The organism is Kribbella sp. NPDC026611, from assembly GCF_040638345.1.
Lineage (GTDB): Bacteria > Actinomycetota > Actinomycetes > Propionibacteriales > Kribbellaceae > Kribbella.
Map to the genome: position 1 here is coordinate 1,084,662 of NZ_JBEZYC010000001.1, position 24,187 is coordinate 1,108,848.

22 protein-coding genes and 1 pseudogene are annotated in these 24,187 nt (G+C 69.5%); 13 read left to right on the plus strand and 10 right to left on the minus strand.

What is annotated here, in order from left to right:
• Positions 1-6: 6 nt before the first annotated feature.
• Both AB0E69_RS05430 and AB0E69_RS05435 read right to left on the minus strand, forming a co-directional pair.
• Complete coding sequence (locus tag AB0E69_RS05430; RefSeq protein ID WP_360139903.1) at positions 7-834, minus strand: alpha/beta hydrolase; 828 nt, start codon at positions 832-834, stop codon at positions 7-9.
• Between the two features lie 16 nt (positions 835-850).
• Complete coding sequence (locus tag AB0E69_RS05435; protein WP_360139906.1) at positions 851-1,798, minus strand: YafY family protein; 948 nt, start codon at positions 1,796-1,798, stop codon at positions 851-853.
• 63 nt (positions 1,799-1,861) lie between these two features.
• Here AB0E69_RS05435 and AB0E69_RS05440 point away from each other — a divergent pair, with 63 nt between their 5' ends.
• Complete coding sequence (locus AB0E69_RS05440) at positions 1,862-3,001, plus strand: epoxide hydrolase family protein (protein WP_360139909.1); 1,140 nt, start codon at positions 1,862-1,864, stop codon at positions 2,999-3,001.
• Positions 3,002-3,300: 299 nt separating this feature from the next.
• On the opposite strand, the gene AB0E69_RS05445 is transcribed toward AB0E69_RS05440, so the two are convergent.
• Complete coding sequence (locus AB0E69_RS05445) at positions 3,301-4,131, minus strand: oxidoreductase (RefSeq protein WP_360139912.1); 831 nt, start codon at positions 4,129-4,131, stop codon at positions 3,301-3,303.
• A gap of 97 nt (positions 4,132-4,228) precedes the next feature.
• On the opposite strand from AB0E69_RS05445, the gene AB0E69_RS05450 reads away from it, so the two are divergent.
• The 5 genes from AB0E69_RS05450 (at position 4,229) to metH (ending at position 12,423) form a co-directional block, all read left to right on the plus strand.
• Positions 4,229-4,786: a TetR family transcriptional regulator gene (locus AB0E69_RS05450; RefSeq protein ID WP_360139915.1), complete on the plus strand. Its 558-nt coding sequence runs from the start codon at positions 4,229-4,231 to the stop codon at positions 4,784-4,786.
• A gap of 82 nt (positions 4,787-4,868) precedes the next feature.
• Positions 4,869-6,422 (plus strand): trypsin-like peptidase domain-containing protein, encoded by a 1,554-nt coding sequence (locus tag AB0E69_RS05455; protein ID WP_360139918.1) that lies wholly within the window; start codon positions 4,869-4,871, stop codon positions 6,420-6,422.
• Positions 6,423-6,675: 253 nt separating this feature from the next.
• Positions 6,676-8,088 (plus strand): MFS transporter, encoded by a 1,413-nt coding sequence (locus AB0E69_RS05460; protein WP_360139921.1) that lies wholly within the window; start codon positions 6,676-6,678, stop codon positions 8,086-8,088.
• Positions 8,085-8,621 carry a TetR family transcriptional regulator gene (locus tag AB0E69_RS05465; RefSeq protein WP_360139924.1) on the plus strand — a complete coding sequence of 179 codons (537 nt, stop codon included), beginning with the start codon at positions 8,085-8,087 and terminating at the stop codon, positions 8,619-8,621. The genes AB0E69_RS05460 and AB0E69_RS05465 overlap by 4 nt, the downstream gene beginning before the upstream one ends.
• Positions 8,622-8,808: 187 nt before the next feature.
• The gene (gene metH / locus AB0E69_RS05470; protein ID WP_360139927.1) at positions 8,809-12,423 is read left to right on the plus strand and encodes a methionine synthase; all 3,615 of its coding nucleotides are present in this window, start codon (positions 8,809-8,811) and stop codon (positions 12,421-12,423) included.
• On the opposite strand, the gene AB0E69_RS05475 is transcribed toward metH, so the two are convergent.
• Positions 12,420-13,388 (minus strand): hypothetical protein, encoded by a 969-nt coding sequence (locus tag AB0E69_RS05475; RefSeq protein WP_360139930.1) that lies wholly within the window; start codon positions 13,386-13,388, stop codon positions 12,420-12,422. The two genes, metH and AB0E69_RS05475, sit on opposite strands and share 4 nt — an antisense overlap.
• 37 nt (positions 13,389-13,425) lie before the next feature.
• Here AB0E69_RS05475 and AB0E69_RS05480 point away from each other — a divergent pair, with 37 nt between their 5' ends.
• Together AB0E69_RS05480 and AB0E69_RS05485 are read left to right on the plus strand one after the other, a co-directional pair.
• A complete protein-coding gene (locus AB0E69_RS05480) occupies positions 13,426-13,902 on the plus strand; it encodes a GNAT family N-acetyltransferase (RefSeq protein WP_360139933.1) in 477 nt (158 codons plus the stop codon).
• A gap of 99 nt (positions 13,903-14,001) precedes the next feature.
• Positions 14,002-14,853 (plus strand): HAD family acid phosphatase, encoded by an 852-nt coding sequence (locus tag AB0E69_RS05485; RefSeq protein WP_360139936.1) that lies wholly within the window; start codon positions 14,002-14,004, stop codon positions 14,851-14,853.
• A gap of 24 nt (positions 14,854-14,877) precedes the next feature.
• Here AB0E69_RS05485 and AB0E69_RS05490 read toward each other — a convergent pair whose 3' ends face one another.
• Complete coding sequence (locus tag AB0E69_RS05490) at positions 14,878-15,198, minus strand: hypothetical protein (protein WP_360139939.1); 321 nt, start codon at positions 15,196-15,198, stop codon at positions 14,878-14,880.
• 98 nt (positions 15,199-15,296) lie between these two features.
• A complete protein-coding gene (locus AB0E69_RS05495) occupies positions 15,297-15,968 on the minus strand; it encodes a TetR family transcriptional regulator (protein WP_360140420.1) in 672 nt (223 codons plus the stop codon).
• A gap of 101 nt (positions 15,969-16,069) precedes the next feature.
• Here AB0E69_RS05495 and AB0E69_RS05500 point away from each other — a divergent pair, with 101 nt between their 5' ends.
• Entirely contained in the window at positions 16,070-16,987 is a 918-nt protein-coding gene (locus AB0E69_RS05500) for an SDR family oxidoreductase (protein ID WP_360139942.1), read from the plus strand.
• 30 nt (positions 16,988-17,017) lie between these two features.
• Complete coding sequence (locus AB0E69_RS05505; RefSeq protein WP_360139945.1) at positions 17,018-17,779, plus strand: class I SAM-dependent methyltransferase; 762 nt, start codon at positions 17,018-17,020, stop codon at positions 17,777-17,779.
• On the opposite strand, the pseudogene AB0E69_RS05510 reads toward AB0E69_RS05505, so the two are convergent.
• Positions 17,742-18,299 (minus strand): annotated as a pseudogene (locus tag AB0E69_RS05510) (GNAT family protein). The gene AB0E69_RS05505 and the pseudogene AB0E69_RS05510 sit on opposite strands and share 38 nt — an antisense overlap.
• 60 nt (positions 18,300-18,359) lie before the next feature.
• Here AB0E69_RS05510 and AB0E69_RS05515 point away from each other — a divergent pair.
• The gene (locus tag AB0E69_RS05515; RefSeq protein WP_360139948.1) at positions 18,360-18,659 is read left to right on the plus strand and encodes a hypothetical protein; all 300 of its coding nucleotides are present in this window, start codon (positions 18,360-18,362) and stop codon (positions 18,657-18,659) included.
• On the opposite strand, the gene AB0E69_RS05520 is transcribed toward AB0E69_RS05515, so the two are convergent.
• Positions 18,656-19,195, minus strand: coding sequence for a dihydrofolate reductase family protein (locus AB0E69_RS05520; protein ID WP_360139951.1), 540 nt, complete (start codon positions 19,193-19,195; stop codon positions 18,656-18,658). The genes AB0E69_RS05515 and AB0E69_RS05520 overlap by 4 nt on opposite strands.
• Positions 19,196-19,357: 162 nt before the next feature.
• Here AB0E69_RS05520 and AB0E69_RS05525 point away from each other — a divergent pair, with 162 nt between their 5' ends.
• Together AB0E69_RS05525 and AB0E69_RS05530 are read left to right on the plus strand one after the other, a co-directional pair.
• The gene (locus AB0E69_RS05525) at positions 19,358-20,197 is read left to right on the plus strand and encodes an SAM-dependent methyltransferase (protein WP_360139954.1); all 840 of its coding nucleotides are present in this window, start codon (positions 19,358-19,360) and stop codon (positions 20,195-20,197) included.
• A 45-nt stretch (positions 20,198-20,242) separates the two neighbouring features.
• Positions 20,243-21,106, plus strand: coding sequence for a hypothetical protein (locus AB0E69_RS05530; RefSeq protein ID WP_360139957.1), 864 nt, complete (start codon positions 20,243-20,245; stop codon positions 21,104-21,106).
• Between the two features lie 16 nt (positions 21,107-21,122).
• Here the strand turns inward: AB0E69_RS05530 and AB0E69_RS05535 are convergent, their stop codons facing one another.
• Positions 21,123-21,413: a hypothetical protein gene (locus AB0E69_RS05535; protein ID WP_360139960.1), complete on the minus strand. Its 291-nt coding sequence runs from the start codon at positions 21,411-21,413 to the stop codon at positions 21,123-21,125.
• Positions 21,414-21,497: 84 nt separating this feature from the next.
• A complete protein-coding gene (locus AB0E69_RS05540; protein ID WP_360139963.1) occupies positions 21,498-24,155 on the minus strand; it encodes an AAA family ATPase in 2,658 nt (885 codons plus the stop codon).
• Positions 24,156-24,187 lie beyond the last annotated feature (32 nt).

Below are 24,187 nucleotides of genomic sequence, written 5' to 3' on the forward strand. Positions count from 1 at the left end.
GGGTAGTCAGACGCCCTGGTCGGCGAGAAAGTCGTCGATCAGGGCGTTGACTTCTTTCGGGGACTCGAGCGCGGCCAGGTGCGCCGACTGCTCGAGTACGACGAAACGCGCGCCCGGGATGGAGTCGGCCATCTCCTCGCTCTCGGCGACCGGGAACGTCTTGTCCTCGGCGCCCGCGACCACCAGAACGGGCGCTTGGATCGTGCCGAAGAGTTCTCGCTGGTCCGGGCGGTGCGGGACGACGCTGGTCACCGCGTGCCGTCCGGACCTGATGTTCACCTTCTGTGCCAGCTCGTTGACCGTGGCAACGACTTCCGGCTTCTCGCGTTTCGCGGTCGGGCCGAGGAAGGCGTCCCGGACCGGGCCGGTGAGCGGGCGGCGGATCCCGCCGAGGAGCTGGGCGGATCGCGTGAGTACGCCGTACTCGAGGCGTTGTCTGCGGCCGGCGGGGGAGGCGGTCGCGTTCATCAGGACGGCCGTGCTGATCCGGTCCGGGTAGCGCGCGGCGAAGGTGCCGCCGATCATGCCGCCCCAGCTGTTGCCGACGACATGGATTCTTGATGCTTGCAGGTCGTCCGCGATCGCTTTGATCACCTCGGCGCACTGGTCGAAGGTGAACGGTTTGGTGAGCAGCTCGCTGTCGCCGTGGCCGGGCGGGTCGACGAGCACGACCTGGTAGCGGTCGATGAAGTGCTCGGCCTGCGCGGTCCAGAGCGTCCCGTCCATCAGCAGACTCGGCCAGAACAGCATGACCGGACCTGAGCCACCGACCCGCAAGCGGATCCGGCCCAGCACTGTGTCGACGTACCGATCATCCACCCCGGCGATCGCCATGCGAGAACGCTACCGCTCACTCCGGCGGTACGGAGGCTGTCAAGCGCGTCGCGAGCTTTCGGATGTGGTCCATCAGCTCGGGCGGCTCGAGGATCTCGAAGGGGTGGCCGGCGAGGCCCAGGTAGAAGGCCAGCTCGTCGAGGGAGTTGGCGCCGGCCTCGAGGAGGGTTGTTGCCTCGTCTACCGGAGTCACGGTGGCGACGGTCGGTGCGAAGCGGTCGGCCACCTGCTCGGCTGAGGCGTGGACGAGGACGCGGGCCTGGTAGCGGTAGGCGCCGGACGCCACGCCGCGAGTGGTTCGGTCGAGGTCCGGTACGTCGTCGCGCGGGGTGAAACGGGGGCCGGTGGGGATCCGCGGCTCCAGCCGGTCGAGGCGGAAGGTTCGCCAGTCGTCGCGGTCGAGGTCCCAGGCGACGAGGTACCAGCGGCGGCCGGTGTGGACGAGGCGGTGCGGCTCGGTGGTGCGCGTGGTCGCCGTACCGTCGTGGTTGCGGTAGTCGAAGCGGAGGCGGTGGTGGTCTCTGGATGCGGCTGCCACCGCGAGGAGTACGTCGGGCTGGACGGACGGGCCGCCCGCGGGGGTGACGGTGATGTCCTGGAGGAGCTTGATGCGGTGCCTCAGCCGGGACGGGAGGACCTGCTCGAGCTTGGTCAGCGCGCGGACGGAAGACTCCTCGACGCCCGCCACGCTGCCGGCTGCTGCTGCGCGGAGGCCGACTGCCACGGCGACCGCTTCCTCGTCGTCCAGAAGCAGCGGTGGCAGCGCAGCCCCGGCGCCCAACCTGTAGCCAGCTACGCCGGGCACCGCATCGACTGGGTAGCCAAGGTTGCGCAACTTGTCGACGTCCCGCCGAACCGTCCGGACGCCGATGCCGAGCTCGTCCGCCAGCGCGGAGCCGCTCCACTCCTTCGGCTGCTGCAGGAGGCTCAGGAGTTTGAGGAGGCGTGCGGAGGTTTCGAGCATGTTCTGTATTCTGCCTGCTGGTTAGGACTGAAGGTGTCCTAGCCGACTGACAGGCTGTGGAACATGATCAAGCCCTTCACGATGGATATCCCGCAGAGCACCCTCGACGACCTGCACGCGCGGCTGGCTGCTGCGCGACTGCCCGCTGCGTTGCCCGGCGACGACTGGGACACCGGCGTACCCGTCTCCTGGCTGTCCTCGCTGGTCGACTACTGGCATACGTCGTACGACTGGCGGGCGGCGGAGAAGGAGTTCAACTCGTACTCGCAGTTCACCACCGAGATCGACGGGCAGCAGATCTACTTCCTGCACATCCGGTCGGCCGAGCCGGACGCGCTGCCGCTGCTGCTGACGCATGGGTGGCCGGGGTCGGTGGCCGAGTTCCTGGACGTGATCGGGCCGCTGACGGACCCGGTCGCTCATGGTGGGTCGGCTGCCGACGCGTTCCATGTGGTGATCCCGTCGCTGCCCGGGTTTGGGTTCTCCGGGCCTACGACTGACGCGGGGTGGACCTTCGAGCGGATCGGGCGGGCGTGGGCCGAGCTGATGAACCGGCTCGGGTACACGCGGTACGGCGTACAGGGTGGCGACCTCGGCGGCTCGGTGTCGCCGGAGGTCGGGCGGGCGGCGCCGTCTGCTGTGGTCGGCGTGCACACGAACGGCGGGCCGAACCTGCCGCCGCTGGAGCTGCCGGAGGACGAGCTGCGGTCGCTGACTCCTTTGGAGCAGGATCGGATGGCGCGGATCGCTCGCTTCATGAAGGAGGAGTTCGGCTACATCGCCATCCAGTCCACGCGGCCGCAGACGCTGGCGTACGGACTGACCGACTCACCCGTGGGGCAGCTGGCGTGGATCATGGACAAGTTCCGCGCGTGGACGTATCCGGCGGAGACGTTGCCCGAGGAGATCATCAGCAAGGACCGGATCCTCACCAACGTGATGCTCTACTGGCTCACCGGCACGGCCGGCTCCGCGGCGTACATCGGCTACGCCCAACCCAAGTCCTGGACCCGCCCCAACTCCGGCGTCCCCACAGCGGCCCTGATCTCCGCCCACGACGTAGCCATCCGCCGCTACTGCGAACACTCCAACAACATCACCCGCTGGACCGACCTAGAAGCCCAAGGCGGCCACTTCCTAGCCCTAGAAGCCCCCGACCTGTTGCTGACCGACGTCCGAGAATTCTTCAGCCCCCTCCGCTAACCCGCACGAGCGCGCCGCCCGTCGGCTCCCCCGTCCAGCACTGCAAACCGCGGCTACACCGCAAGCGCGCACCACCTAGCGCACCTGGCTCACCAGCTCACCCCACCCGGCTTACCAGCTGCTCGCGACCCGGGGCAGCAGCTGTACCCGACCCAGCTCGCCAGCTGTACGCAGCTCGCGCCGCCCGGCTACTCACCGGGCGGCTGCCAGCGCGTCCTGCCGGGTACTGGTGGGATGCACCGCCCAGGGCCGAGCTTCTTGCTCGGTCCTGGGGCTGCGGGTGGGGTGAAGCAGCAAGATCATTCGTAGTCGGTGGAGGTGGTGAGGTGGGCCCAGGCCGCTGCCTCCTCCGCCCGGGACTTGGATGCCCGCTCGGCGTGGGTCAAGGCGTCCTTGCCCAGCAGCAGACGTAGCGGCGGCTCGTCGAGTGCGACTACCGCGAGGATTGCTTGGGCTGCTCGGGTCGGGTCGCCTGCCTGGGTGCCGTCGGTTTCCGCGCGGTAGCGGTTCATCTGACCGACGGTCGAGTCGTAGTCAGGGTGGACCTCCGCGAGCTGCATCGACGAGCCGCCCCAGTCGGTGCGGAACGCGCCGGGCTCGACGATGGTGACCTTCACGCCGAACGGTTTGACCTCGTTGTTCAGCACCTCGGAGAACCCCTCGACCGCAAACTTCGCCGTCTGATAGGCCCCCATCCCAGGTGTCCCGCCGACCCGCCCACCGATCGACGAGAACTGCAGGAAGTGCCCCGACCGCTGCTCCCGGAACACCGGCAGCGCCGCCTTCGTCACGTTCACCAGCCCGAACAGGTTCGTCTCGATCTGCGCCCGGAAGTCCTCGTCCGGCGTCTCCTCGATCGGCGCACTGTTCGCGTAGCCGGCGTTGTTCGCCACCACATCCAGTCCACCGAACGCATCCACCGCGGTCCGCACCGCGGTCCGCGCCGCCGCCGCATCCGTCACATCCAGCGCAACGGCCCGCACCTGCTCGCCGTACTTCGCCACCAGATCCTCGAGCTGCTCCGGCGTACGCGCCGTAGCCACCACCCGATCCCCACCCCCGAGCACCGCCTCAGCCAGCGCCCGACCCAACCCCCGTGAACTACCAGTGATCAACCATGTTCTGCTCATACTCACCCTAACTAACCAACCGGTTGGATATATTCCGCAGACTAACCAACCAGTTGGTTAGATCACAACCAACCGGTTGGTTGCTACGCTGGCTTGTATGCAGCAGCGGAACTCGGATCGGACTCGGGCGCGCATTCTGGCCGCGGCTACTGAGGAGTTTGCGGCTCGGGGGATCGGGGGTGCGCGGATCAACCGGATCGCCGAGGTGGCGGGTTGTAACAAGGCGATGCTCTATGCCTACTTCGGGAACAAGGACCAGTTGTTCGACGCCGTCTTCAGTCACTCGGTGGAGCTCTACCTCGACGAGGTCGGCTTCGACGTCGATGACCTGCCGGCGTACGCGGGTCGGGTATTCGACTACTTCGAGGCGCACCCGGACCGGCTTCGGCTCTCGACCTGGTACCGGCTCGAGCGACCCGATGGGCAGCCACTCGAGGCGATCATCGCCGTCAACCAGAGCCGGTTGGACGATCTGCAGAAGGGGATGCGCCGCCGCGTGGTGCCGCGGGTGTTCTCCCCGGTCAGCCTGCTCGCGCTGATCCAGGCGGTCGCGACCAGCTGGACGTCGATGAATCCGGAGTACGGCGAGTCGGTACCGAACGCGATCATCCGACGCCGGGCTGTGGTGGTGGCGGTGCAGAAGATTCTCAGCTGATTCCTTGGTTCGCCCGATGGAGTTCTCAGCCTCGCGAGCTCTACTCGTAGCAGAGGGAACTGGGCCGAGGAGGGCAAGACCAATGAACGAGGGCGCTGGACAACAGGGCACACCGGCAGGCGAACAGCCGCAGCCGCCGCAGGGCGTGCAGCCGCAGCCGCCGCAGTACGGCGGACAGCAGCAGCCGAGCGCGTACGGCGCTCCGCAAGCTGGGCCGTACTACGGCGGGCAGCAGGCCGGACCGTACTTCGGCGGCCAGTACGGCGATGGCCAGTACGGCGGAGGCCAGTACAGCAGCGGCCAGTACGGCGGTGGGCAGCCGCCGTACGGTGGATTCCCGCCGTACGGGCACCCGTTCACGCCGCCGCCGCCGAAGCGGCGTGGGCGGCGGTTGTTCGGCGCGGCGGCGCTCGGGATGGCGGCCGTGCTCGTCGCCGGATCGGTTGCCTGGGGCATCGATCAGCGGAGTGGCGCGCACAGCTCGCAGCTGTCCCAGCAGGCGTTCGACGCGGCGTCCGTGGCGGCCAAGGTCTCACCCGGCCTGGTCGACGTGAACACCGTGCTCGGGTTCGAAGGCGCGCGGGCGGCCGGCACCGGCATCGTGCTCACCGCGGACGGCGAGATCCTCACCAACCACCACGTGATCGAAGGCGCGACCTCGATCACCGTCACGGACATCGGCAACGGGAAGACGTACAGCGCGAGTGTCGTCGGGTACGACGAGGCGCACGACATCGCCGTCCTGAAGCTGAAGGACGCGTCTGGGCTGCAGACCGCGAAGACCGGAAACTCGGACCAGGTCAAGCTCGGTGACCAGGTGGTCGGCGTCGGCAACGCGGGTGGTGTGGGCGGTGCGCCGAGCTACGCGGCCGGCAGCGTGACCGGGCTGAACCAGGCGATCACCGCGACCGACGAGAACGGCCAGGACCCGGAGAACCTCACCAACCTGATCGAGACCAACGCGAACATCCAGGCCGGCGACTCCGGCGGCCCACTGGTCAACGCGAACGGCGAGGTCGTCGGCGTGGACGTGGCCGGCGGCAACGGCAACAACGGCGGCCAAGGACGGCCCGGCCAGACGTCGGCGACCAGCGGAGCCACGTCGATCGCGAGCCTGGCCGGGTGGGGCGACGGTAACGGCAACGGGTTCCCCGGCTTCAACGAAGGCAACGGCGACCAGGGCAACGGCCCGAGCGACGGCCAGGGCAACGGCAATGGCCAGGGCGGCTTCGGCAACAGCGACGGCAACGGCGACGGCACCGGAGCCACCACCCAGGGCTACGCGATCCCCATCAACCAGGCAATCGACATCGCCCACCAGATCGAGAACGGCAAGTCCTCGAGCACCGTCCACATCGGCGCCTCCGCGATGCTCGGCATCTCGGTCGTGACCAGCGAAGGTACGACGGGAGCCGTGGTCGGCGACGTCCTGGCAGACGGCAAGGCCGACGACGCCGGCATCACCGCGGGCGACGTCATCACCTCCTTCGCCGGCCACACGGTCGACTCGCCCGACACCCTGTCCGAGCTCCTGAACAAGCAGCACCCCGGCGACAAGGTCGAGGTCGGCTGGACCGACCAGTCCGGCCAGTCGCACAAGGCCACCATCGAGCTCATCACCGGCCCGGTCCGCTGACCCCAGCGCCACCCCCTCGCTGAGCGGACCGAAACCGATCGGGCCCGGCCCCCACCGGGCCCGATCGCACGCGTACGCCGGTTACCTCTCCACCCGAAGCTTTTGAGGTGTTGTCGGGGCGGTGAGGCCGAATGCCGAGTGGGGTGGGGTGAGTTTGTTGTGCGCGGTGGTTTCGCCTGGTCCGATCGCGTCGGTGTGAACGGTCGTTTACCCTAGAGCGGTAAACGCCTGTTCACCCTCGTGAGGATTCGCCTTGACCGTCCGGCCCGCCGCTCACCCGCGGCTGATTCTGGCTGCGCTCGCCTGTTGTGGTGTGCTCGTCTCGATCAGTCAGACCATCGTCGTACCGCTGCTGCCCAGCCTCCCGCGGATTACGCACAGCTCGATCGCAGACGTGAGCTGGCTGATCACCATCACCCTGCTGACCGGCGCGGTCTTCACCCCGCTGCTCGGGCGCGCGGGCGACATGTACGGCAAGCGCCGCGTCCTCCTGATCGCGCTCGGCTCGATGGTGATCGGGTCGCTGCTCTGCGCGAGCAGCTCCGCGCTGAGTGTGCTGATCGTCGGGCGCGCATTCCAGGGCGCGGCGGTGGCCGTCGTACCGCTCGGCATCAGCATCCTCCGCGACGAGCTCCCGCCGGCCCGGGTGATCCCGTCGATCGCGATCATGAGCTCGACCCTCGGCATCGGCGCCGCGTTCGGCATCCCGGCCGCCACCCTCGTCGTCGAGTACGCGAACTGGCACACGATGTTCTGGATCAACCTCGGCCTCGGCGTGCTCGACGTGGTCCTGGTCCTCCTGATCGTCCCGGAGTCGGCGGTCCGCACCAGCGGTCGCTTCGACATCCTCGGCGCGCTCGGCCTGAGCGCATTCCTGGTCTGCGTCCTGCTCGCCGTCTCCAAGAGCAGCAGCTGGAGTCCGACCACCCTGATCATTCTGTACGTCGCAGCCGTCGCGATGATCCCGCTCTGGGGCTGGTACGAGCTCCGTACCAAGAGCCCGCTCGTGGACCTGAGGGTCTCCGCCCGCCCCGGCGTCCTGTTCACCAACCTCGGCGCGCTCCTGATCGGCTTCGCCTTCTACGCCAACTCCCTGAGCACCGCGCAGCTCGTCCAGGAGCCCACCTGGACCGGCTACGGACTGGGCGAATCCATCGTGGTCAGCGGACTGTGCCTGCTGCCCGGCGGTGTCGCGATGGTGTTCCTGTCGCCGGTGTCCGCCCGGATCTCGAAGGCCCGCGGACCCCGGTTCACGCTCGGGATCGCGTCCCTGATCATGGCGGCGGGGTACGTCGTCCGCCTGTTCACCAGCTCGAACATCCCCGCGATCGTCCTCGGCGCGACCGTGGTGTCGGCCGGAACCGCCGTCGCGTACTCGGCGCTGCCCGCCCTGATCATGCATGCTGTGCCAGTGACCGAAACCGCGGCCGCGAACGGCCTGAACACGCTGATGCGCACGATCGGGCAGGCGATCTGCAGCACGATCGTCGCCAGCGTGCTGGCCGGCGTGACGATCACCCGCGCGGGTCAGGTCGCGCCGGCGCTGTCGGCGTACCTGATCGTCTTCGTGATCGCCGGGATCGCCGCCGTAGCCGCCGCCGGCCTGGTGCTGTTCATCCCGGCCCGCAGGCCCGAGCCGGTGCCGGTCGAGGTGCCGGCGACGTGACCGACCAGGGGCGGACGACGATCCTGCGGGCGGCGCGCAAGGCGTTCGCCCGCGAGCCGTACGACGCGGTCACGCTGCGCGGGGTCGCCGCGGACGCCGGCGTCAGCGCCGCCCTGATCGTCAAGTACTACGGCAGCAAGGAAGCGCTCTTTGAGAAGGTCGCCGACTTCAGCGAGGCGGCCCAGCTGCTGCTGCAAGCGCCGAACGAGCGGCTCGGCGAGCACGCCGTCCGGACCCTGGTCGAGTACCGCAGGGAGAACGACCAGGACCTGCTCGTCCGGGTCGTGTTCGCAGCCGGCAAGGGTGACGAGCGGGCCCAGATCCGCGAGCACTTCCGCGACCAGGTCACCCGCGCCTTCGCCGCCCGGTTGAGCGGCGCGGACGCCGAACTGCGGGCCGCTCTGGTCACCGGCCAGCTGCTCGGTCTCGGCGCCGCGATCGCGATCGACAAGACCGGCCCGATCGCCACCGCCGACCTGGACCAGGTCGTCGGCCTCTACGCACCGGGACTCCAAGCCCTGATCACGCCTTGAGACACCGTCTTAGAATGTGATCTGAGGTGCTGGTTACCGGCAGTGCCGCCGCTAGCATGGACGATCCAGGCCGAGAGGCGCTGCAACGGGCCCCGGGTCCGCCACGCTCGACCTGAGTGCACCACGGCGAGGCCCGCGTGCACCCTGCAAGGGCGCCTCCGGAGATCGTTTCTGGAGGGGACGGCAGATGAGTGAGACCGCGCTGCGCGAGCTGCTGGATCAGCGGATCGTCGTGCTCGACGGTGCCTGGGGCACGATGCTGCAGAACGCCAAGCTCAAGCCCGAGGACTTCACGGGCGACCGGTTCGGCGACCACACCCACGACGTCACCGGCGACCCGGACCTGGTCAACCTGACCCGGCCGGACGTGATCCTCGACGTCCACCGGCAGTACCTGGCGGCCGGCGCCGACATCACGACCACGAACACGTTCACCGCGACCAGCATCGGCCAGGCCGACTACGGCCTGCAGGACTACGTCCGCGAGATGAACCTCGCCGCCGCCAAGCTGGCCCGGCAGGCGGCCGACGAGTTCGCCACCCCAGACAGCCCGAAGTTCGTGGCCGGTTCGATCGGCCCGCTGAACGTCACGCTCTCGCTGAGCCCGCGCGTCGAGGACCCGGCGTACCGCGCGGTCACCTTCGAGAAGGTCAAGGCCACGTATGCCGAGCAGATCGCGGCGCTCGCCGAGGGCGGCGTCGACCTACTGCTGATCGAGACCATCTTCGACACCCTGAACGCGAAGGCCGCCGTCGCCGCCGCCCGCGAGGTGGCGCCGCACCTCCCGCTGTGGATCTCGGTCACCATCGTCGACCTCAGCGGCCGCACGCTCTCCGGCCAGACCATCGAGGCGTTCTGGAGCTCCATCGAGCACGCCGACCCACTCGTCGTCGGCGTGAACTGCTCGCTCGGCGCCGCCCAGCTGCGCCCACACGTGGCCGACCTGGCCCGGTTCGCCGACACGTACGTCGCCTCGCACCCGAACGCAGGCCTCCCGAACGCCTTCGGCGGGTACGACGAGACGCCCGAGGAGACCTCGAGCCTGCTGCACGAGTTCGCCGCGTCCGGCCTGGTCAACATCGTCGGCGGCTGCTGCGGTACGACGCCCGCGCACATCAAGCAGATCGCCGACTCGGTGCGCGGCATGACCCCGCGGACCGTCGTATCGCCCGATCACACAACCCGGTTCTCCGGGCTCGAGCCGTTCCGGATCGCGCCGGACACCGGGTTCGTGATGATCGGCGAGCGGACCAACGTGACCGGGTCGGCGAAGTTCCGCCGGCTGGTCGAGAGCGACAACTACCAGGCCGCGGTCGACGTGGCACTCGAGCAGGTCCGCGGCGGCGCGAACCTGCTGGACGTGAACATGGACGCCGACCTGCTCGACAGCGAGCAGGCGATGACCACGTTCCTGAACCTGATTGCGACCGAGCCCGAGGTGGCCCGGATCCCGATCATGATCGACAGCTCGAAGTGGTCGGTACTCGAGGCCGGCCTGAAGTGCGTGCAGGGCAAGGGCGTGGTCAACTCGATCAGCCTCAAGGAGGGCGAGGAGGAGTTCCTCGACCGGGCCCGCCGGATCATGGCGTACGGTGCCGGCGCGGTGGTGATGGCGTTCGACGAGCAGGGCCAGGCGGACACCGTCGAGCGCAAGGTGGCGATCTGCGGCCGCGCGTACGACCTGCTGACCGGGATCGGCTTCCCGGCCGAGGACATCATCTTCGACCCGAACGTGCTGGCCGTCGCGACCGGTATGTCCGAGCACAACGGGTACGCGAAGAACTTCATCGACGCGTTGCCGCTGATCAAGGAGCGTTGCCCGGGAGTCCACCTCAGCGGCGGCATCTCGAACCTGTCGTTCTCCTTCCGCGGGAACGACATCGTCCGCGAGGCCATGCACTCGGCGTTCCTGTACCACGCGGGCAAGGCCGGGCTGGACATGGGCATCGTGAACGCGGGCCAGCTCGCGGTCTACGAGGACATCCCGAAGGACCTGCTGGAGCTGGTCGAGGACGTCATCTTCAACCGTCGCGACGACGCCACCGACCGCCTGGTCGCCTTCGCCGAGAACGTGAAGGGCAAGGGCAAGCAGCGCGAGATCGACCTGTCGTGGCGGGAGGGGACGGTCGAGGAGCGGCTGTCGCACGCGCTCGTGCACGGCATCGTGGACTACATCGAGGCCGACACCGAGGAGGCCCGGCAGCAGCTGCCGCGACCGCTCGAGGTGATCGAGGGTCCGCTGATGGCCGGGATGAAGATCGTCGGCGACCTGTTCGGCGCGGGCAAGATGTTCCTGCCGCAGGTGGTGAAGAGCGCCCGGGTGATGAAGCGCTCGGTCGCCTACCTCGAGCCGTTCATGGAGGAGGAGAAGGAGCAGGCCCGCCGCGAAGGCCGCGAGGAGATGGTCCGCGGCCAGGGCAAGGTCGTGCTGGCCACGGTCAAGGGCGACGTCCACGACATCGGCAAGAACATCGTCGGCGTGGTGCTCGGCTGCAACAACTACGAGGTGATCGACCTCGGCGTGATGGTGCCGGCGGCCCGGATCCTCGACACCGCGGTGGCCGAGGGTGCGGACGCGGTCGGCCTGTCCGGGCTGATCACCCCGTCGCTGGACGAGATGGTGTCGGTCGCCGCCGAGATGGAGCGGCGCGGGCTGAAGCTGCCGCTGCTGATCGGTGGTGCGACGACGTCGAAGCAGCACACCGCGGTCCGGATCGCTCCGGCGTACAACCAGACCACGGTGCATGTGCTGGACGCCTCCAGGGTGGTCGGTGTGGTGTCCGACCTGCTCGACCCCGAGCGCGCCGAAGAGCTTGCCAAGAGCAACAGTCTGGAGCAGGACCGGCTCCGCGAGCAGCACGCGAACAAGCAGCGCAGCCCGCTGCTGAAGCTCGCCGAGGCGCGCGCCAACCGGGAGCCGGTCGAGTACGGCGAGCTGCCGGTGCCGGACTTCACCGGCCTGCGCCGGGTGACGCCGTCGATCGCGACGCTGCGCGAGCTGATCGACTGGCAGTTCCTGTTCCTGGCCTGGGAGCTGAAGGGCAAGTACCCGGCGATCCTCGACCAGCCGGTCGCCCGCGAGCTGTTCGACGACGCGAACACGCTGCTGGACGAGATCATCGCGAACGGGTCGTTCACGGCCGAGGGCGTGTACGGGTTCTGGCCGGCGCACAGCGAGGGCGACGACATCGTCCTCGACGGGATCGACCGGACCTTCCCGATGCTGCGGCAGCAGACCGAGAAGCCGGCCGGGCGGCACAACCGGTGCCTCGCGGACTACATCGCGCCGGCGGGCGACCACCTCGGCGGGTTCGGGGTCGCGATCCACGGTGCCGAAGCGCTGGCGAAGTCGTACGAGGAACGCAACGACGACTACCGCTCGATCATGGTGAAGGCACTGGCCGACCGCTTGGCCGAGGCGTTCGCCGAGTGGATCCACCTGGAGGCGCGCAAGGCGTGGTTCGAGCCGGACGCCGAGCCCGTGCTCGAGGACCTGCACGCCGAACGCTTCCGGGGTATCCGCCCAGCGCTCGGCTATCCGGCCAGCCCCGACCACAGCGAGAAGCAGGACCTCTTCGACCTGCTCGAGGCCGAGAAGATCGGCCTGGGCCTCACGGAGTCCTTCGCGATGACCCCGGCCGCCGCGGTCAGCGGCCTGATCTTCGCCAGCCCGGCCGCGCGCTACTTCAGCGTCGGCCGTCTTGGCCGGGATCAGATCGAGGACTACGCCGTACGGCGGAACCTGCCGGTCGCCGAGGTCGAGCGCTGGCTCCGCCCCAACCTCGCCTACGACCCCGACTAACGCTCCTGCTGCCCGCGGCCGTGCCGGAAGGTGGAGCTCCACACGGCGCCACGACCGGCATCACCGCCACCTGCGACGAGCCGCGGCCGACCGATCGCAGGATCGTCGACGAGCCGTCGCAACAGTGGGTCAGCCCGCTCCGCCACCGCCCGAACCGCGTCGGTGGCGAGCCGGGGGTTGTGGTTCTGCACCGCGTCGTGGAAACCGACGCGAAGCGTGTCGGGGGACCGCCAGCGGTCGGTTTCGGACAGTTCGTCGGTGCCCGGCAGCAGGGACACGATCTCGTCCCAGCGCCAACCCGGCGTGGTCGACAGCAGCGAGTCGGACAGTGCGGCGTAGTCCTCGGCCTCGACGGGCTTGCCGTCGCCCTGCTGGCGGACGATCTCGGTCAGCAGCGCGCGCGTGGCCTTCGCTGCCGCGGGGTCCCGCCCGGCGAAGGTGAGGTCCGGACGGTCCTCCGTACCGGCGAGCCAGGCGGACTCCAGCTTCGGCCAGAGCTCGGGCAGGTGCTGCTGCGTCCAGACATCGCCGAGACCGATGTCCAGCTCGGCCTCCGGCAGGAAGAGCCCGCTGTCGCCTGCCCGCTGCCGGCGCGCTGCATCGGCGCCGGGAGTGGGCTGAGGCAGATCTCCGACTGGAGCAACCTCCGGGCTGCTCAGCGCTGCGGCCTGCGACATCACCACCCCGGTCGCCTCGACGAGCAGCTTGTTGTCCCAGAACGGGTGCAACTCGTCGGCGCGGGTTCGGGCGTCCCGGACCACGTCGGCGAGTAGCTGCGGCAGGGCGACCGGTCCGTTGGCAGCGCGCAGAGCCGACACCCGGTCCACGCCGGGGTGGTCGTCGGGCAGGACGACGACCTCGACGCCACGCCACCGGATGTGGCGCCGTACCTTGTCCCGGACTGCGTCGACGATCGTCTGCGTCCACGGTACGAGCGGATGGTATGGATCCAGTGGCGTCGTCATCGGCTGCCGGTCCCTCTCGGTGCTTACGCTGATCGGCATGACTGTAGAGCTCCGGAGGGCCGGTGCGGACGACTCCGACGCGGTGGCCCGGATCTGGTACGACGGGTGGCGGGACGGGCATCTCGGACATGTTCCGGACGAGCTGGTGGCAGTGCGGACCGAGGAATCGTTCTGGGCCCGGGCCGCCGAGCGGATCGCGGACACGACCGTTGCTGTCGTGGGGGACGAGGTAGCGGGATTCGTGATGGTGGTGGGGGACGAGGTCGAGCAGGTGTACGTGTCCCGTGACCACCGGGGGTCCGGGGTGGCCGGCGTACTCCTCGGTGCGGCCGAAGAATTGGTGCGGGCTGGTGGGTACGGCGAGGCCTGGTTGGCGGTTGCGACCGGCAACGCGCGTGCTCGCCGTTTCTACGAGCGCAGTGGCTGGACGGATGGCGGAGCGTTCGACTACGAGGCAGCAGTCGACTCCGGAACGCTACCGGTGCCGTGCCACCGGTACGTGAAATCTGTCTGAACGCAGGATTCCCCTGGAATCCCACCGGCCTGCGTCGATCGCGGCCCGGCCTGGGTTAGTTTGCTGACGCAAAGCCATCTGTTTTCCGAAGGGGTCACCATGGGCATCCGTTCCTGGCGCCGGCCGTCCCGCCGGGCCGTTCTGACCAGCGTTGCCGCCGTCGCAATGACATCGGTCATCGGGGGCGTCGCGTACTCGGCCGGCGTTGCGGCGCAGCAGCCGGCGATCCAGACGTCGACGCCGCGGAGCGAGAAGCAGGTCACGAACATCGACGTACTGCGTCAGCAGCTGCGCAACTACTACGGCGATCCGCTCGGCTCCGGCGCCTTCGCCGACGACAGCAACTACGCCAAGGAGGCCCGCTCGGTCGCGGCCGCCGGCAAGCGCTGGATCTCGGTGCCGCACCACACGCGGCGGACCAAGGCGATCCTGCTGGACGTCGACGACACCTCGCTGGCCACGTGGAACTACGAGATCGCCAGCAACTGGGCGTTCAACCCGACCACGAACGCGGACTTCGTGCTGAACCAGAAGTTCCCCGCCGTACCGGGCATGGTCGACCTGGCGAAGACCGCCCAGCGCGAGGGGTACGCGATCTTCTTCCTGACCGGCCGCGGTGCCGCGCAGGAGAAGGCCACGCTCGGCAACCTGACGTCCGACGGTGTGGGCGTCGACGCCGGCTACCCGGACCCGACCCCGCTGCGCAACGGTGAGGACGGCCTGTTCACCAAGCCCGCCCTCGCGGACTACCCGGACTACCTGAGGCAGGCGTGCGCCGCCGACCCGAACGGCGCCTGTACGACGATCCACTACAAGTCGGCCACCCGCGCGCACATCGAGTCGCTCGGCTACGAGATCGTCGCCAACTTCGGCGACCAGTTCTCCGACCTCAAGGGCGGCTTCGCCGACCGCACCTTCAAGCTCCCGAACCCGAACTACTACCTCCCGTAAGCCGGTAGAGCCCAGTCGGCCGGGTCACTGAGCATTGATCCGGCCGACCAGCTCGCGGTACCGCAGACTCCGGCGTAGGTCGCCGCCGGTCGCCTCGCTGAGGATCCCGGCGTGCCGCGCGCCCTGGGTCAGTTCGGTGAACGAGTTGTAGTCGTCGGACCGGTACGCGATCTCGGCGACGTACGCGTTCGGCGCCGGCATCCGCTCGGCGGAGTACCGGGTCTCGACGAGCGTCGCCGGATCAACCGCGTGGCAGCAACTGCTCTCCCGCGGCATCGCCCGGGCGAGCACCTGCTGAGCCTCGTCGAACAGGTCGGCCAGCGTCACCCGCGCCTCCGGGAGCATGGCCCTCCTAGTCACGGTCCCCGCGGTCTCGATCTGGGATGTCGACGCGGCCGGCCTGGTCACCGACTACCGCGTGTACGTCGACACGGCGCCGGTGTTCACGCCGTAGGCCGGGGGAGGGCGCCGTACAGCAAGGTTGTCAGGCTCTCGGTGAGGGTCGGCCCGAAGGCGATCCTGATGGCGTGCAGCGACGGGTCCGCCTCGTACGCCGCGATGATGGCCGGGACCGGGTGGGAATGCGACCAGATCGCGCCGGCGAGCAGACTCGCGGTGGCGATGAAGTGGCCTGCCCGGTCCGGGCCTAGCTCCGGGAGGACCGCCGCCACGGCCGAGATCATCCGCGCGTAGGCGGCGGCGGCCGCGCGCTTGAACGCCAGCGCGGTCTCGGTCGTGATGTTCCGCTCGAGCACCGACGCCTGCGCACTGACCAGGTCGCAGAACACCGGCCGCCGGCTCAGCGTCTCGACCACCGCCGCCACCAGCCGCTCGCCGCGCTCGTCGACCGGCAACGCGGTGGACACGTCCGCCAGGGCGCTCTCCAGCTCGTCGACCCAGGTCGCGAGCTCGCTGCTGGACAGCTCCAGCAGCACGGCCTCGCGGGAGTCGAAGTAGTTCAGCACGTTGGACTTGGCCAGGCCGACGCGGCGGCTCAGCTCGTTCAGGCTGAGGTCGGCGACCGGCATCTCGGTCAGCATCGCGGCCGCGGTCTCCAGGATCGCCTTCCGCCGCACCGCCCGCTGCTCCGCGCTCCGCGCGCGCTGGAATGTCATCACGCTCACATTCTACAGACCGCTGGTCTGTTGTTATCGGACCGATGGTCTGTTAACGTCTGGACATAACAGACCATCAGTCTTTTACCCAGGAGCAGCTCATGTACGACGTTCCCGACCAGAGCGGCAAACTCATCGTCGTCACCGGCGCCAACAGCGGGACCGGTAAGGAAGCCGCCAAGCGCCTGGCCGCGGCCGGCGCCCGGGTGGTGATGGCGGTCCGGACCGTCGCCAAGGGCGAGGCCGCCCGCGACGAGATCCTGGCCGCGCACCCCGATGCCCAGCTCGAGGTACGCCGGATCGACCTCGCCGACCTGGACTCCGTCCGCGAGTTCGCCGAGAAGCTGACTGCCGACGAGCCGCAGCTCGATGTCCTGATCAACAACGCCGGCGTGATGATCCCGCCGCGCCGGTTCACCACCAAGGACGGCTTCGAGCTGCAGTTCGGCTCGAACTTCCTGGGCCCGTTCGCGCTGACGGTCCAGCTGCTGCCGCTCCTGCTGCGCACCCCGGGCGCCCGAGTCAGCACGATGAGCAGCGGGGCCGCCAACCGCGGGCAGATCCAGTTCGACGACCTGCAGTGGGAGCAGCGCTACCGGCGGACGGCGGCGTACGCGCAGTCCAAGCTGGCCGACCTGATGATGAGCAACCAACTCGCGAAGCTCGCCACCGATCGCGGCTGGCACCTGCTCAGCAACGCCGCCCACCCCGGCTACACGCGCACCAACCTGCAGACCGCCGGCGCCGCACTGGGCGCTGAGCAGCCCCCGCTCCTGATGCGTTTGTTCATGCGCTACAACCCGATCCCGAAGCAGGACGTCGAAATCGGCACAGAGCCCCTCCTGTACGCCGCAACCAGCCCGGACGCCGGCCACGGCGCGTACTACGGACCCTCGGGCCTCTTCGGCCTGGTCGGACCGACCAAGCTCACCAACCAACCCACGCGAGCTCTCGACGAGCAGACGAACGCGCGCCTTTGGTCGGTCGCCGAGCAGTTGACCGGCGTGAAGGTCGCGTGATCCCAGCCATCGCGGGCATAGTCTGCGGGGATGAGCGAGTGGTCGAGCGGGGAGATCTACGAGTCGTACGTGGGCCGCTGGAGCCGGTTGGTGGCGGCGGAGTTCGTCGGCTGGCTCGACCGGCCGGCCGGGTTGCGCTGGCTTGACGTCGGCTGTGGGACCGGCGCGCTGACCAGCACGATCCTTCAGCTGGGGGATCCCGCGGAGGTGCTCGGGGTGGATCCGTCGGCCGGGTTCGTCGGCTACGCGCGGCGCACTGTCGACGATCCGCGGGCCGACTTCCAGGTGCGCTCCGCCGCGGACCTGCCCGACGGACTGTACGACGTGGTGGTTGCCGGGCTCGTGCTCAACTTCATCCCCGAGCGGGTCGAGGCGCTGCGCCGGATGCGGGAGATCGGGTCGGCGGTCGCCGTCTACGTCTGGGACTACGCGGACGGCATGCAACTGATGCGCTACTTCTTCGACGCCGTGCACGCGATCCGCCCGCAGGACGGCGACGAGGACGAGGGCCGGCGGTTCTCGTTCTGTACGCCGCACGGCCTGGAGCGGCTGTTCCGCGAGGCCGGGTTCGAGACCATGCATACGCGCGAGATCGTCGTACCCACGGTGTTCGCGTCGTTCGACGATTACTGGCAGCCGTTCCTCGGCGGTCAGGGCGTCGCACCGGCCTACCTGCGGAGCCTGTCGCCGGCCGATCAGGCCGCGCTGGAGGAAGAGGTGCGCTCGCGGTTGCCGATCGAGGCAGACGGCTCGATCAAACTGACGGCCCGGGCTTGGGCCGCACTCGGCTGAGGTAATCGTCGCGTAGCAAGCCAAAGATTACGTCGTCGGTCCACTCGCCCTTGAACCAGGTGTTGGACCGCCGCAGGCCTTCGCGCCGGAAGCCGACGCGTTCGAGCAGGCGGACCGAGGCGGTGTTGCGGGCGTCGGCCTCGGCCGAGACCCGGTGCAGCTCGCGCTCGACGAACAGGTGCTCCAGCAGCCCGCGAACCGCCTCGGACGCATAGCCCTTGCCCTGATGGGCCGCGGACAACGTGAACCCGAGGTCGGCCTGCATCAGGTTGTCGTACAGGCGCAGACCGAGGTCGCCGATCAGCACCCCGTCCAGGTCGACGGCGTACTGGAATCAGCCGGCCGCCTCCGGATCGCCCGCGCCGAAGTGCGTGACCGTTTCGATCGCCTCGGCCAGCGGCAGCGGCGGTTCGAACGACTGGTACCGCGCGACGTCCGGATCGGAACGGTAGGCGGCGAAGGCGGCGGCGTCCTCGGGAGCGAAGCGGCGCAGGACCAGCCGCTCGGTACGCACGAACATCGGCCCATCATGTCAAAACCGCGGCCTCGACTCCGTCGTACCAGTGAGAGGAGTGCGCCGATGAAGTTCTTACTGATCCTGCAGGGTGATGGCGAGCCAGGGCTGCGCCGCGACGAGTTCGAGCGGGCCGCGTACGACGCCGGCGAACTGGTCTGCGGCGAGCTGCTCGCGCACCCCGAACTGTCCGTCCGGCTGCCCGACTGCGCCGACGACCCGGCGCCGATCGACGGCTACTACGTCATCGACGTCGAGAACCGCGAGCGGGCGGTCGAGCTCGCGCGACTCCTGCCGGACGCCCGGAGAGCCGGGCGCTCGGTAGAGGTCCGGGCCGTCATGAGCTCGACCGCCGCCGATTTCTAACCGACCGTGAACCACAACCCGTTGGCCGTCGGCGTCTCGGTACTGCGGATGCGCTGGAGCGGCACCGTTCGCCCGCCCGGGTGGTCGAACAGCCGCGTCCCGTCGCCGAGCAGCACCGGGGCGTAGAACACCAGCACCTCGTCCAGCTCGCCCGCCTCGATGCACTGCTTCGCCACATTGGCACCGATCACGTTGACGTACCGGTCGCCCGCCGCCTCCTTCGCGGCCGCGAGCGCCTTGGTGAAGTCGTCGACGTACGTGACGTCCAGCTCCGATCGCTCGGGCAGTCGATGGGTGAGCACGAACAGCGGCCCACTCCATCCACCACCGAACGCCTCACCCTCGCCGGCCTCACCCTTGTACGGATCGTCCCCGTCGTGCGACCGGCGGCCGACCAGGATGGCCCCGATCCGCGGGGTCAGCTCGTCGACGGCCGGGTTCGGCCCGAGGTACGGCCGCATCCACTGCATGTCCCCGCCCGGTCCGGTGATGAACCCGTCCACCGACATCGTCACGGAGTAGAGCACCTTCGCCATTCGGTCCTCCTTGCTGGGTTGTCTTCGTTGAGACGAGCGAGCCGGCCAAAACTCATCGCGGGCGGCCCAACTTCTCGGGTCGGGGAAAGGAGCGGTAGCCTCTCGGGCAATCCGGCTTTTCGGATTGTGGCAACGGGTGTGGAGACGAGGTGGGACCGGGCGATGCCGGAGGCCGACGACACGCACCGGGGCGCGCCCGCCGAGTACCGGACCATCGATCTCGACCAGCCGTCCGAGGCGCGGCTCTACGATTTGTTCCTCGGCGGAAAGAACAACTTCGAGGTCGAGCGCCGGCTGTACCAGGACGTCGTCAAGCTGGCCCCGGAGACCCCGCAGCTCGCTGCGGCGAACCGCCGCTGGCTCGCGCACGCGATCGGCCGGATGGTCATCGACGGCCACATCGGCCAGTTCCTCGACCTCGGCGCCGGGCTGCCGACGCTCGACAACACCCATGAGATCGTCGCGCGCGCCGATCCCGACGGCGTCGTGGTGTACGTCGACAACGACCTGACCGCGGTCACGCACGGCCAGGCGCTGCTCGCCGACTACCAGCACAGCTTCTTCGCCGAGGCCGACCTGACCGACCCGGCCGCCGTGCTCCGGCATCCCGTCGTCACCGAGGCGATCGACCTCTCCCGACCGGTCGGGCTCCTGCTCGGGATGGTCCTGCAAGCGATCCCGGACACCGAGCAGGCCGCCCGGATCGTCGCGGAGTACCTGGCCGCGGTCCCGGCCGGTTCGTACCTGGCGCTGACGCACCCGGTGAACCCGCGGGACGGCAGCCGGTTCGCCTCGTTCGCGAGGTCGATCGAGGAGAAGCTGGGGGAGGCATTCCCGAACCTGCGGTTCCGCACGCCCGCCGAGGTCGGCGGCTTCCTCACTGGGCTCCAGCTGGTTCCGCCCGGTTTGGTCGACCTGGCCTCCTGGCCGCTGGACGGTCCAGGGGTCAGCGCGGCGGGTGCCGGCCAGCTGCTGCTGGTGGCGCTCGGTCGCAAGCCCTGAGAATTCGGTGGTGCCGTGGTGGGTACGCAGACCACCATGGGTCGCATGTCGGTCGAGGTCGCGTGTGACGAGTCCGGGTTCTCCGGATCGAACCTCCTCGATCCCGTTTCGCCCCTGATCACCCACGCCAGCATCGATCTCGACGTACCCACGGCGGCCGACCTGATCGCCGTACTGCGGTCGCGGCGCCGGGGTGAGTACAAGTCGAGCCAGCTGCTGCGGCGCGAGCAGCGGCCGGCGCTCGAGTGGTTGCTGACGACCCTGCGTGGACACGCGCACGTCCACGTCATCGACAAGACGACGTACGTCGCCGCGCGGGTGTTCGAGCTGTTCACCGAGGAGCCGTCGTACGGCGCGGGCACGAGCCTCGGGACAGATCATTCGGCGGCCGCGCTCGCCCTGCGACCGCATACCGAGTTCCTGACCGCGTTCACCGACCTGACCCGGACCAAGCGGGTCAGGCTGATGGACCACGCGGCCGTGGACCGCTTCTTCGCCACGATGCCGCCCGATCTGCCGCTGTCCCGCGCTCGGGTCGAGGAGGTGATGCAGCGCCTGATCGACGAGGACCCCTCCATCCCGCCGCCTCTGGAGCCGCTGGTGCCGGCCTTGGCCGAGACCCTCCTGTTCTGGAGCGCCGGTCAGCGCTCCGTCGCCGTGGTCCACGACGAGCAGAGCGCCCTGACCCGCGGACGGGTTGCCCGGCTGGGTGCCTTCCTGGCCGAGACCATCCAGCCGCCGCCGCTGCTGAGCTTCACGCAGGTCGACTCGAAGCACGACCCGCGGGTGCAGGTGGCAGACCTCCTGGCCGGCATCGCCCGCCACCTCACCCAGCACCCGGCCGACCCCCGAACGACCGGGCTTCTCGACCCGTACCTGAACCGTCAGCCCACCGGCTGGCGGCTCTAGGTCTCAGGCTCTGGTCTCAGCCCACCGGCTGGCGGATGTAGGTCCGGGCAATCTCGACGCCGAGGATCTCCGGCCGGCCGGACGGTTCCGGGCCGAGGACCTTGGCCAGCGCCGGACCGAGGTGGTCGGCGAAGAACCGGTCGGCGTGCTGCTTCGACTCCCACAGCGCGACGACGCGCAGGCCGTCGGCGGCCTTGCCGACATACCGTTCCTGAAGGCCTTCGGGTTCGGTGCCGACCTCGTGCATGACCTGGTCGAACTGCTCGATCGTCGCGAACGGCGGGGTGACGACGGTGATCCACTGCATGTTTCCTCCTAGTTCGTGCGGACGTTCTTCACGCTAGGAGCCGGAGCGCCGGGCGGAATCCGCCAGATCACTCATCCGGGGTACTCAGCGCCGGGCGGACCAGGTCGCGATCTGGCTGCGGGTGGTGAAGCCGAGCTTGGTCAGGATGTGCTGGACGTGGTTCTGCGCGGTCCGTTCGGAGATCACCAGCCGGGTGGCGATCTGGCGGTTCGTCAGCCCTTCGGCGACCAGGCCGGCGACCTCCACCTCGCGTCCGCTCAGACCGTGGCCGCCGGTCAGCCGGGCCAGCAGTGCGGCCGCCCGATCGACGTACGCCGTCATGCCGAGCGCCTCGATCTGCCGGTGAGCTGCGACGGCCAGCGGCCGGGCTCGCTCGCGGTCGCCGGCGCTGTCCAGAGCCGCGGCAAGGTGGTACTGCGCCTCCGCGACGAACCCGGCGGCTCCGGCCGTCTCGGCCGCGGTCACTGCCGCGGTGAGGTTCTCGATCGCCAGGTCGAGCTGGCCGAGCGCGGCCGCGGACTTCCCGATCGCGAGCTCGGCCGGACCCATGTACGCGACTCCGTTGCCTACGGCATGCTCTCCGCGGAACGGCTGGAGGCGGTCCAGCAGGACGGCGAGGTCGTCGTGCTGTTTAAGGCCGCAGCTGGCGAGTGCGCCGTACACGTAGCCGGGCAGGACGAAGAAGGCCGGCAACGACCACTCCGTGACCGGACCAGCCAGGCGGTACGACGCTGCGGCCTGCTCGGGCTCGCCTGCACTGAGGAGGAGCAGCGCCCGGGACAGCAACGACACCGTGGCGAACCGGGGTGGTGGATCGAAGCCCTGCTGGGTGAACGGGCGCATGTCGTCGGTGATCCCGGTGTGCGCGGCCAGCGCGACCTGCAGGGCGAAGTACGCGCCGGTGGCGGGCGCACGTTCGACTGGCCGCATCCGCTCGTAGCCGCGACGCCCTAGCGCGGCGGCCTCGGCGTACCGACCACGGGCCTGGGCTATGCAGGCAGCGATCCGGTCGTGGTGCCATGCGGCCACAGGTCCGCCCAGCCGATCAGTCGCGACCTGCAGCCGCGGCAGCTCCTCGGCGGCCGCGGAGAGTCGACCGCTCTCGATCAACGCGTCCAACCGCCAGATCTCACCCCACATCTCCGCGCGCGGGTCACCTGTCCGCTGGGCCAGTGCGAGCATCTCTGTCGCTAGGTCCAGCCGCTCGCTGCGACCGTCCGGACCTGGGCAGGCCTCCTGCCTGGCGCGGAGTGCGGCGGCCAGCGCTTTGTCGTCCTGGCTGCTGCGGGCGAGTGTCAGCGCCTCTGCGCTCAGCGCGTCCAGTAGCGACTGCTCACCGGCGTAGAAGGCCAGATGGCTGCGGAGGGCAACCAGTCGCGCTCTGGTCGCGGTGTCGACGGCCAGGGCCAGCGCAGCGGCGCAGAGGCGTTCTGTGGTGGCGTTGATGCTCGGGTCGGGGACTGCCTCGAGTACGAGCGCCGCCTCGGCCGCCTGCTCCGGGGTCCGGGCCTGGGCTGCTGCCTCGACTGCGGCCGCGCAGCACGCGGTCAGGTCGCCGGCTAGGTAGGCCGCACGCCCTAGCGCGAGCTGCAGCTCGCAGGACTCCGCGGTGTCGATCGGCCGCGTCTGAAGCGCCTCGCGGTAGAGCCGGACGCCTTCCTCGTAGGCAAGCCGGCGTACGGCGTCCTCCGCAGCGCGGACCAACCAGGTACGGGCCGTGGTGCCGTCGCCGTACCGGGCCAGGACTACGTGGTGGCCGGCGATCTCGGCGAGTTGATCCTCGGGGTCGAGGGCATCGGCAATAGTTCGGTGCAGGGCGATGCGATTTGCTGTCGTGAGGGAGGCTTCGACCGCGTCGCGGGTCAGCGCGTGGACGAAGCGGACCTCGGTACCGACGTGCTCGAGGAAGCCGAGCTCGATCGCCTCGTCGACCAGCGGCAGGCAGTCTTCGACCGGCCGGCGCAGGGCTTTGGCGACCGCGGGCAGCTGGACATCGCGGCCGGCGATCGCCGCTGCCTGGACGAGCGCGCGGCAAGCCGGCGACGCCCGGTCCAGCCGTGCCGCGACGATGTCGAGCACCGACCGCGGCGGCTGGTCCGGCTGCCAGGACCGGTCCGCGATCGCCCGGGCAACCTCACGGACGAACAAGGGGTTGCCGCCGGTGATCCGATGCACTTCGGCCACCAGCTCGGGATCGGTTGTTGCTGGTTGCAACTGTTCGGCCACCTGCGGGCGCTCGAACGCTTGCAGTGGCAGGCGATCCGCGGTGGACAGGTCGCCGAGGTTGTTCGGGTCGCGGGTAGTGGCGAGGAGCAGGACTGGGAGCTCCGCGAGGTGTCCGGCGAGCTGGCGCAGGACCAGCACGGACGGTTCGTCGCTGCGGTGGAGGTCGTCGAGCACGATGACGAGGCCGTGACCCGCTGCTCGCCGTACCGCGTCGGTCACCTGCTCGAAGAGGCGGAAGCGGTCGTCGCCGGAGAGGAGGTGGTCGGCATCGAGGGCGAGCGACCGGAGGACCTGCCGCCACGGCCAGTACGCCGGTGCGCCGTCGGTTTCGGCGCACCGGCCCCAGACAACCGGCGTACCGCCGGCCAGTGCGACGCCGGCGAACTCCTGGGCCAGCCGGGTCTTCCCGATCCCGGCCGCGCCACTACACACGACCAGCCGCCCGCTTCCCGCGCGGGCCTGGTCGAGCCACCCCTGCAGCGCCATGAGTTCCCCCTGGCGCCCCACCATCGCCATGCGCCAAGGATGGCCTGGCAGGCAGCCCCCGG

Coding starts and splice junctions, on each gene's coding strand:
- AB0E69_RS05445 (WP_360139912.1), bottom strand. CDS start 4,131: ATGAGCAGAACATGGTTGATCACTGGTAGTTCACGGGGGTTGGGTCGG.
- AB0E69_RS05450 (WP_360139915.1), top strand. CDS start 4,229: ATGCAGCAGCGGAACTCGGATCGGACTCGGGCGCGCATTCTGGCCGCG.
- AB0E69_RS05455 (WP_360139918.1), top strand. CDS start 4,869: ATGAACGAGGGCGCTGGACAACAGGGCACACCGGCAGGCGAACAGCCG.
- AB0E69_RS05515 (WP_360139948.1), top strand. CDS start 18,360: ATGAAGTTCTTACTGATCCTGCAGGGTGATGGCGAGCCAGGGCTGCGC.
- AB0E69_RS05520 (WP_360139951.1), bottom strand. CDS start 19,195: ATGGCGAAGGTGCTCTACTCCGTGACGATGTCGGTGGACGGGTTCATC.
- AB0E69_RS05540 (WP_360139963.1), bottom strand. CDS start 24,155: ATGGCGATGGTGGGGCGCCAGGGGGAACTCATGGCGCTGCAGGGGTGG.
- AB0E69_RS05435 (WP_360139906.1), bottom strand. CDS start 1,798: ATGCTCGAAACCTCCGCACGCCTCCTCAAACTCCTGAGCCTCCTGCAG.
- AB0E69_RS05485 (WP_360139936.1), top strand. CDS start 14,002: ATGGGCATCCGTTCCTGGCGCCGGCCGTCCCGCCGGGCCGTTCTGACC.
- AB0E69_RS05475 (WP_360139930.1), bottom strand. CDS start 13,388: ATGACGACGCCACTGGATCCATACCATCCGCTCGTACCGTGGACGCAG.
- AB0E69_RS05505 (WP_360139945.1), top strand. CDS start 17,018: ATGAGCGAGTGGTCGAGCGGGGAGATCTACGAGTCGTACGTGGGCCGC.
- AB0E69_RS05490 (WP_360139939.1), bottom strand. CDS start 15,198: ATGCTCCCGGAGGCGCGGGTGACGCTGGCCGACCTGTTCGACGAGGCT.
- metH (WP_360139927.1), top strand. CDS start 8,809: ATGAGTGAGACCGCGCTGCGCGAGCTGCTGGATCAGCGGATCGTCGTG.
- AB0E69_RS05430 (WP_360139903.1), bottom strand. CDS start 834: ATGGCGATCGCCGGGGTGGATGATCGGTACGTCGACACAGTGCTGGGC.
- AB0E69_RS05530 (WP_360139957.1), top strand. CDS start 20,243: ATGTCGGTCGAGGTCGCGTGTGACGAGTCCGGGTTCTCCGGATCGAAC.
- AB0E69_RS05535 (WP_360139960.1), bottom strand. CDS start 21,413: ATGCAGTGGATCACCGTCGTCACCCCGCCGTTCGCGACGATCGAGCAG.
- AB0E69_RS05480 (WP_360139933.1), top strand. CDS start 13,426: ATGACTGTAGAGCTCCGGAGGGCCGGTGCGGACGACTCCGACGCGGTG.
- AB0E69_RS05500 (WP_360139942.1), top strand. CDS start 16,070: ATGTACGACGTTCCCGACCAGAGCGGCAAACTCATCGTCGTCACCGGC.
- AB0E69_RS05440 (WP_360139909.1), top strand. CDS start 1,862: ATGATCAAGCCCTTCACGATGGATATCCCGCAGAGCACCCTCGACGAC.
- AB0E69_RS05525 (WP_360139954.1), top strand. CDS start 19,358: ATGCCGGAGGCCGACGACACGCACCGGGGCGCGCCCGCCGAGTACCGG.
- AB0E69_RS05495 (WP_360140420.1), bottom strand. CDS start 15,968: ATGACATTCCAGCGCGCGCGGAGCGCGGAGCAGCGGGCGGTGCGGCGG.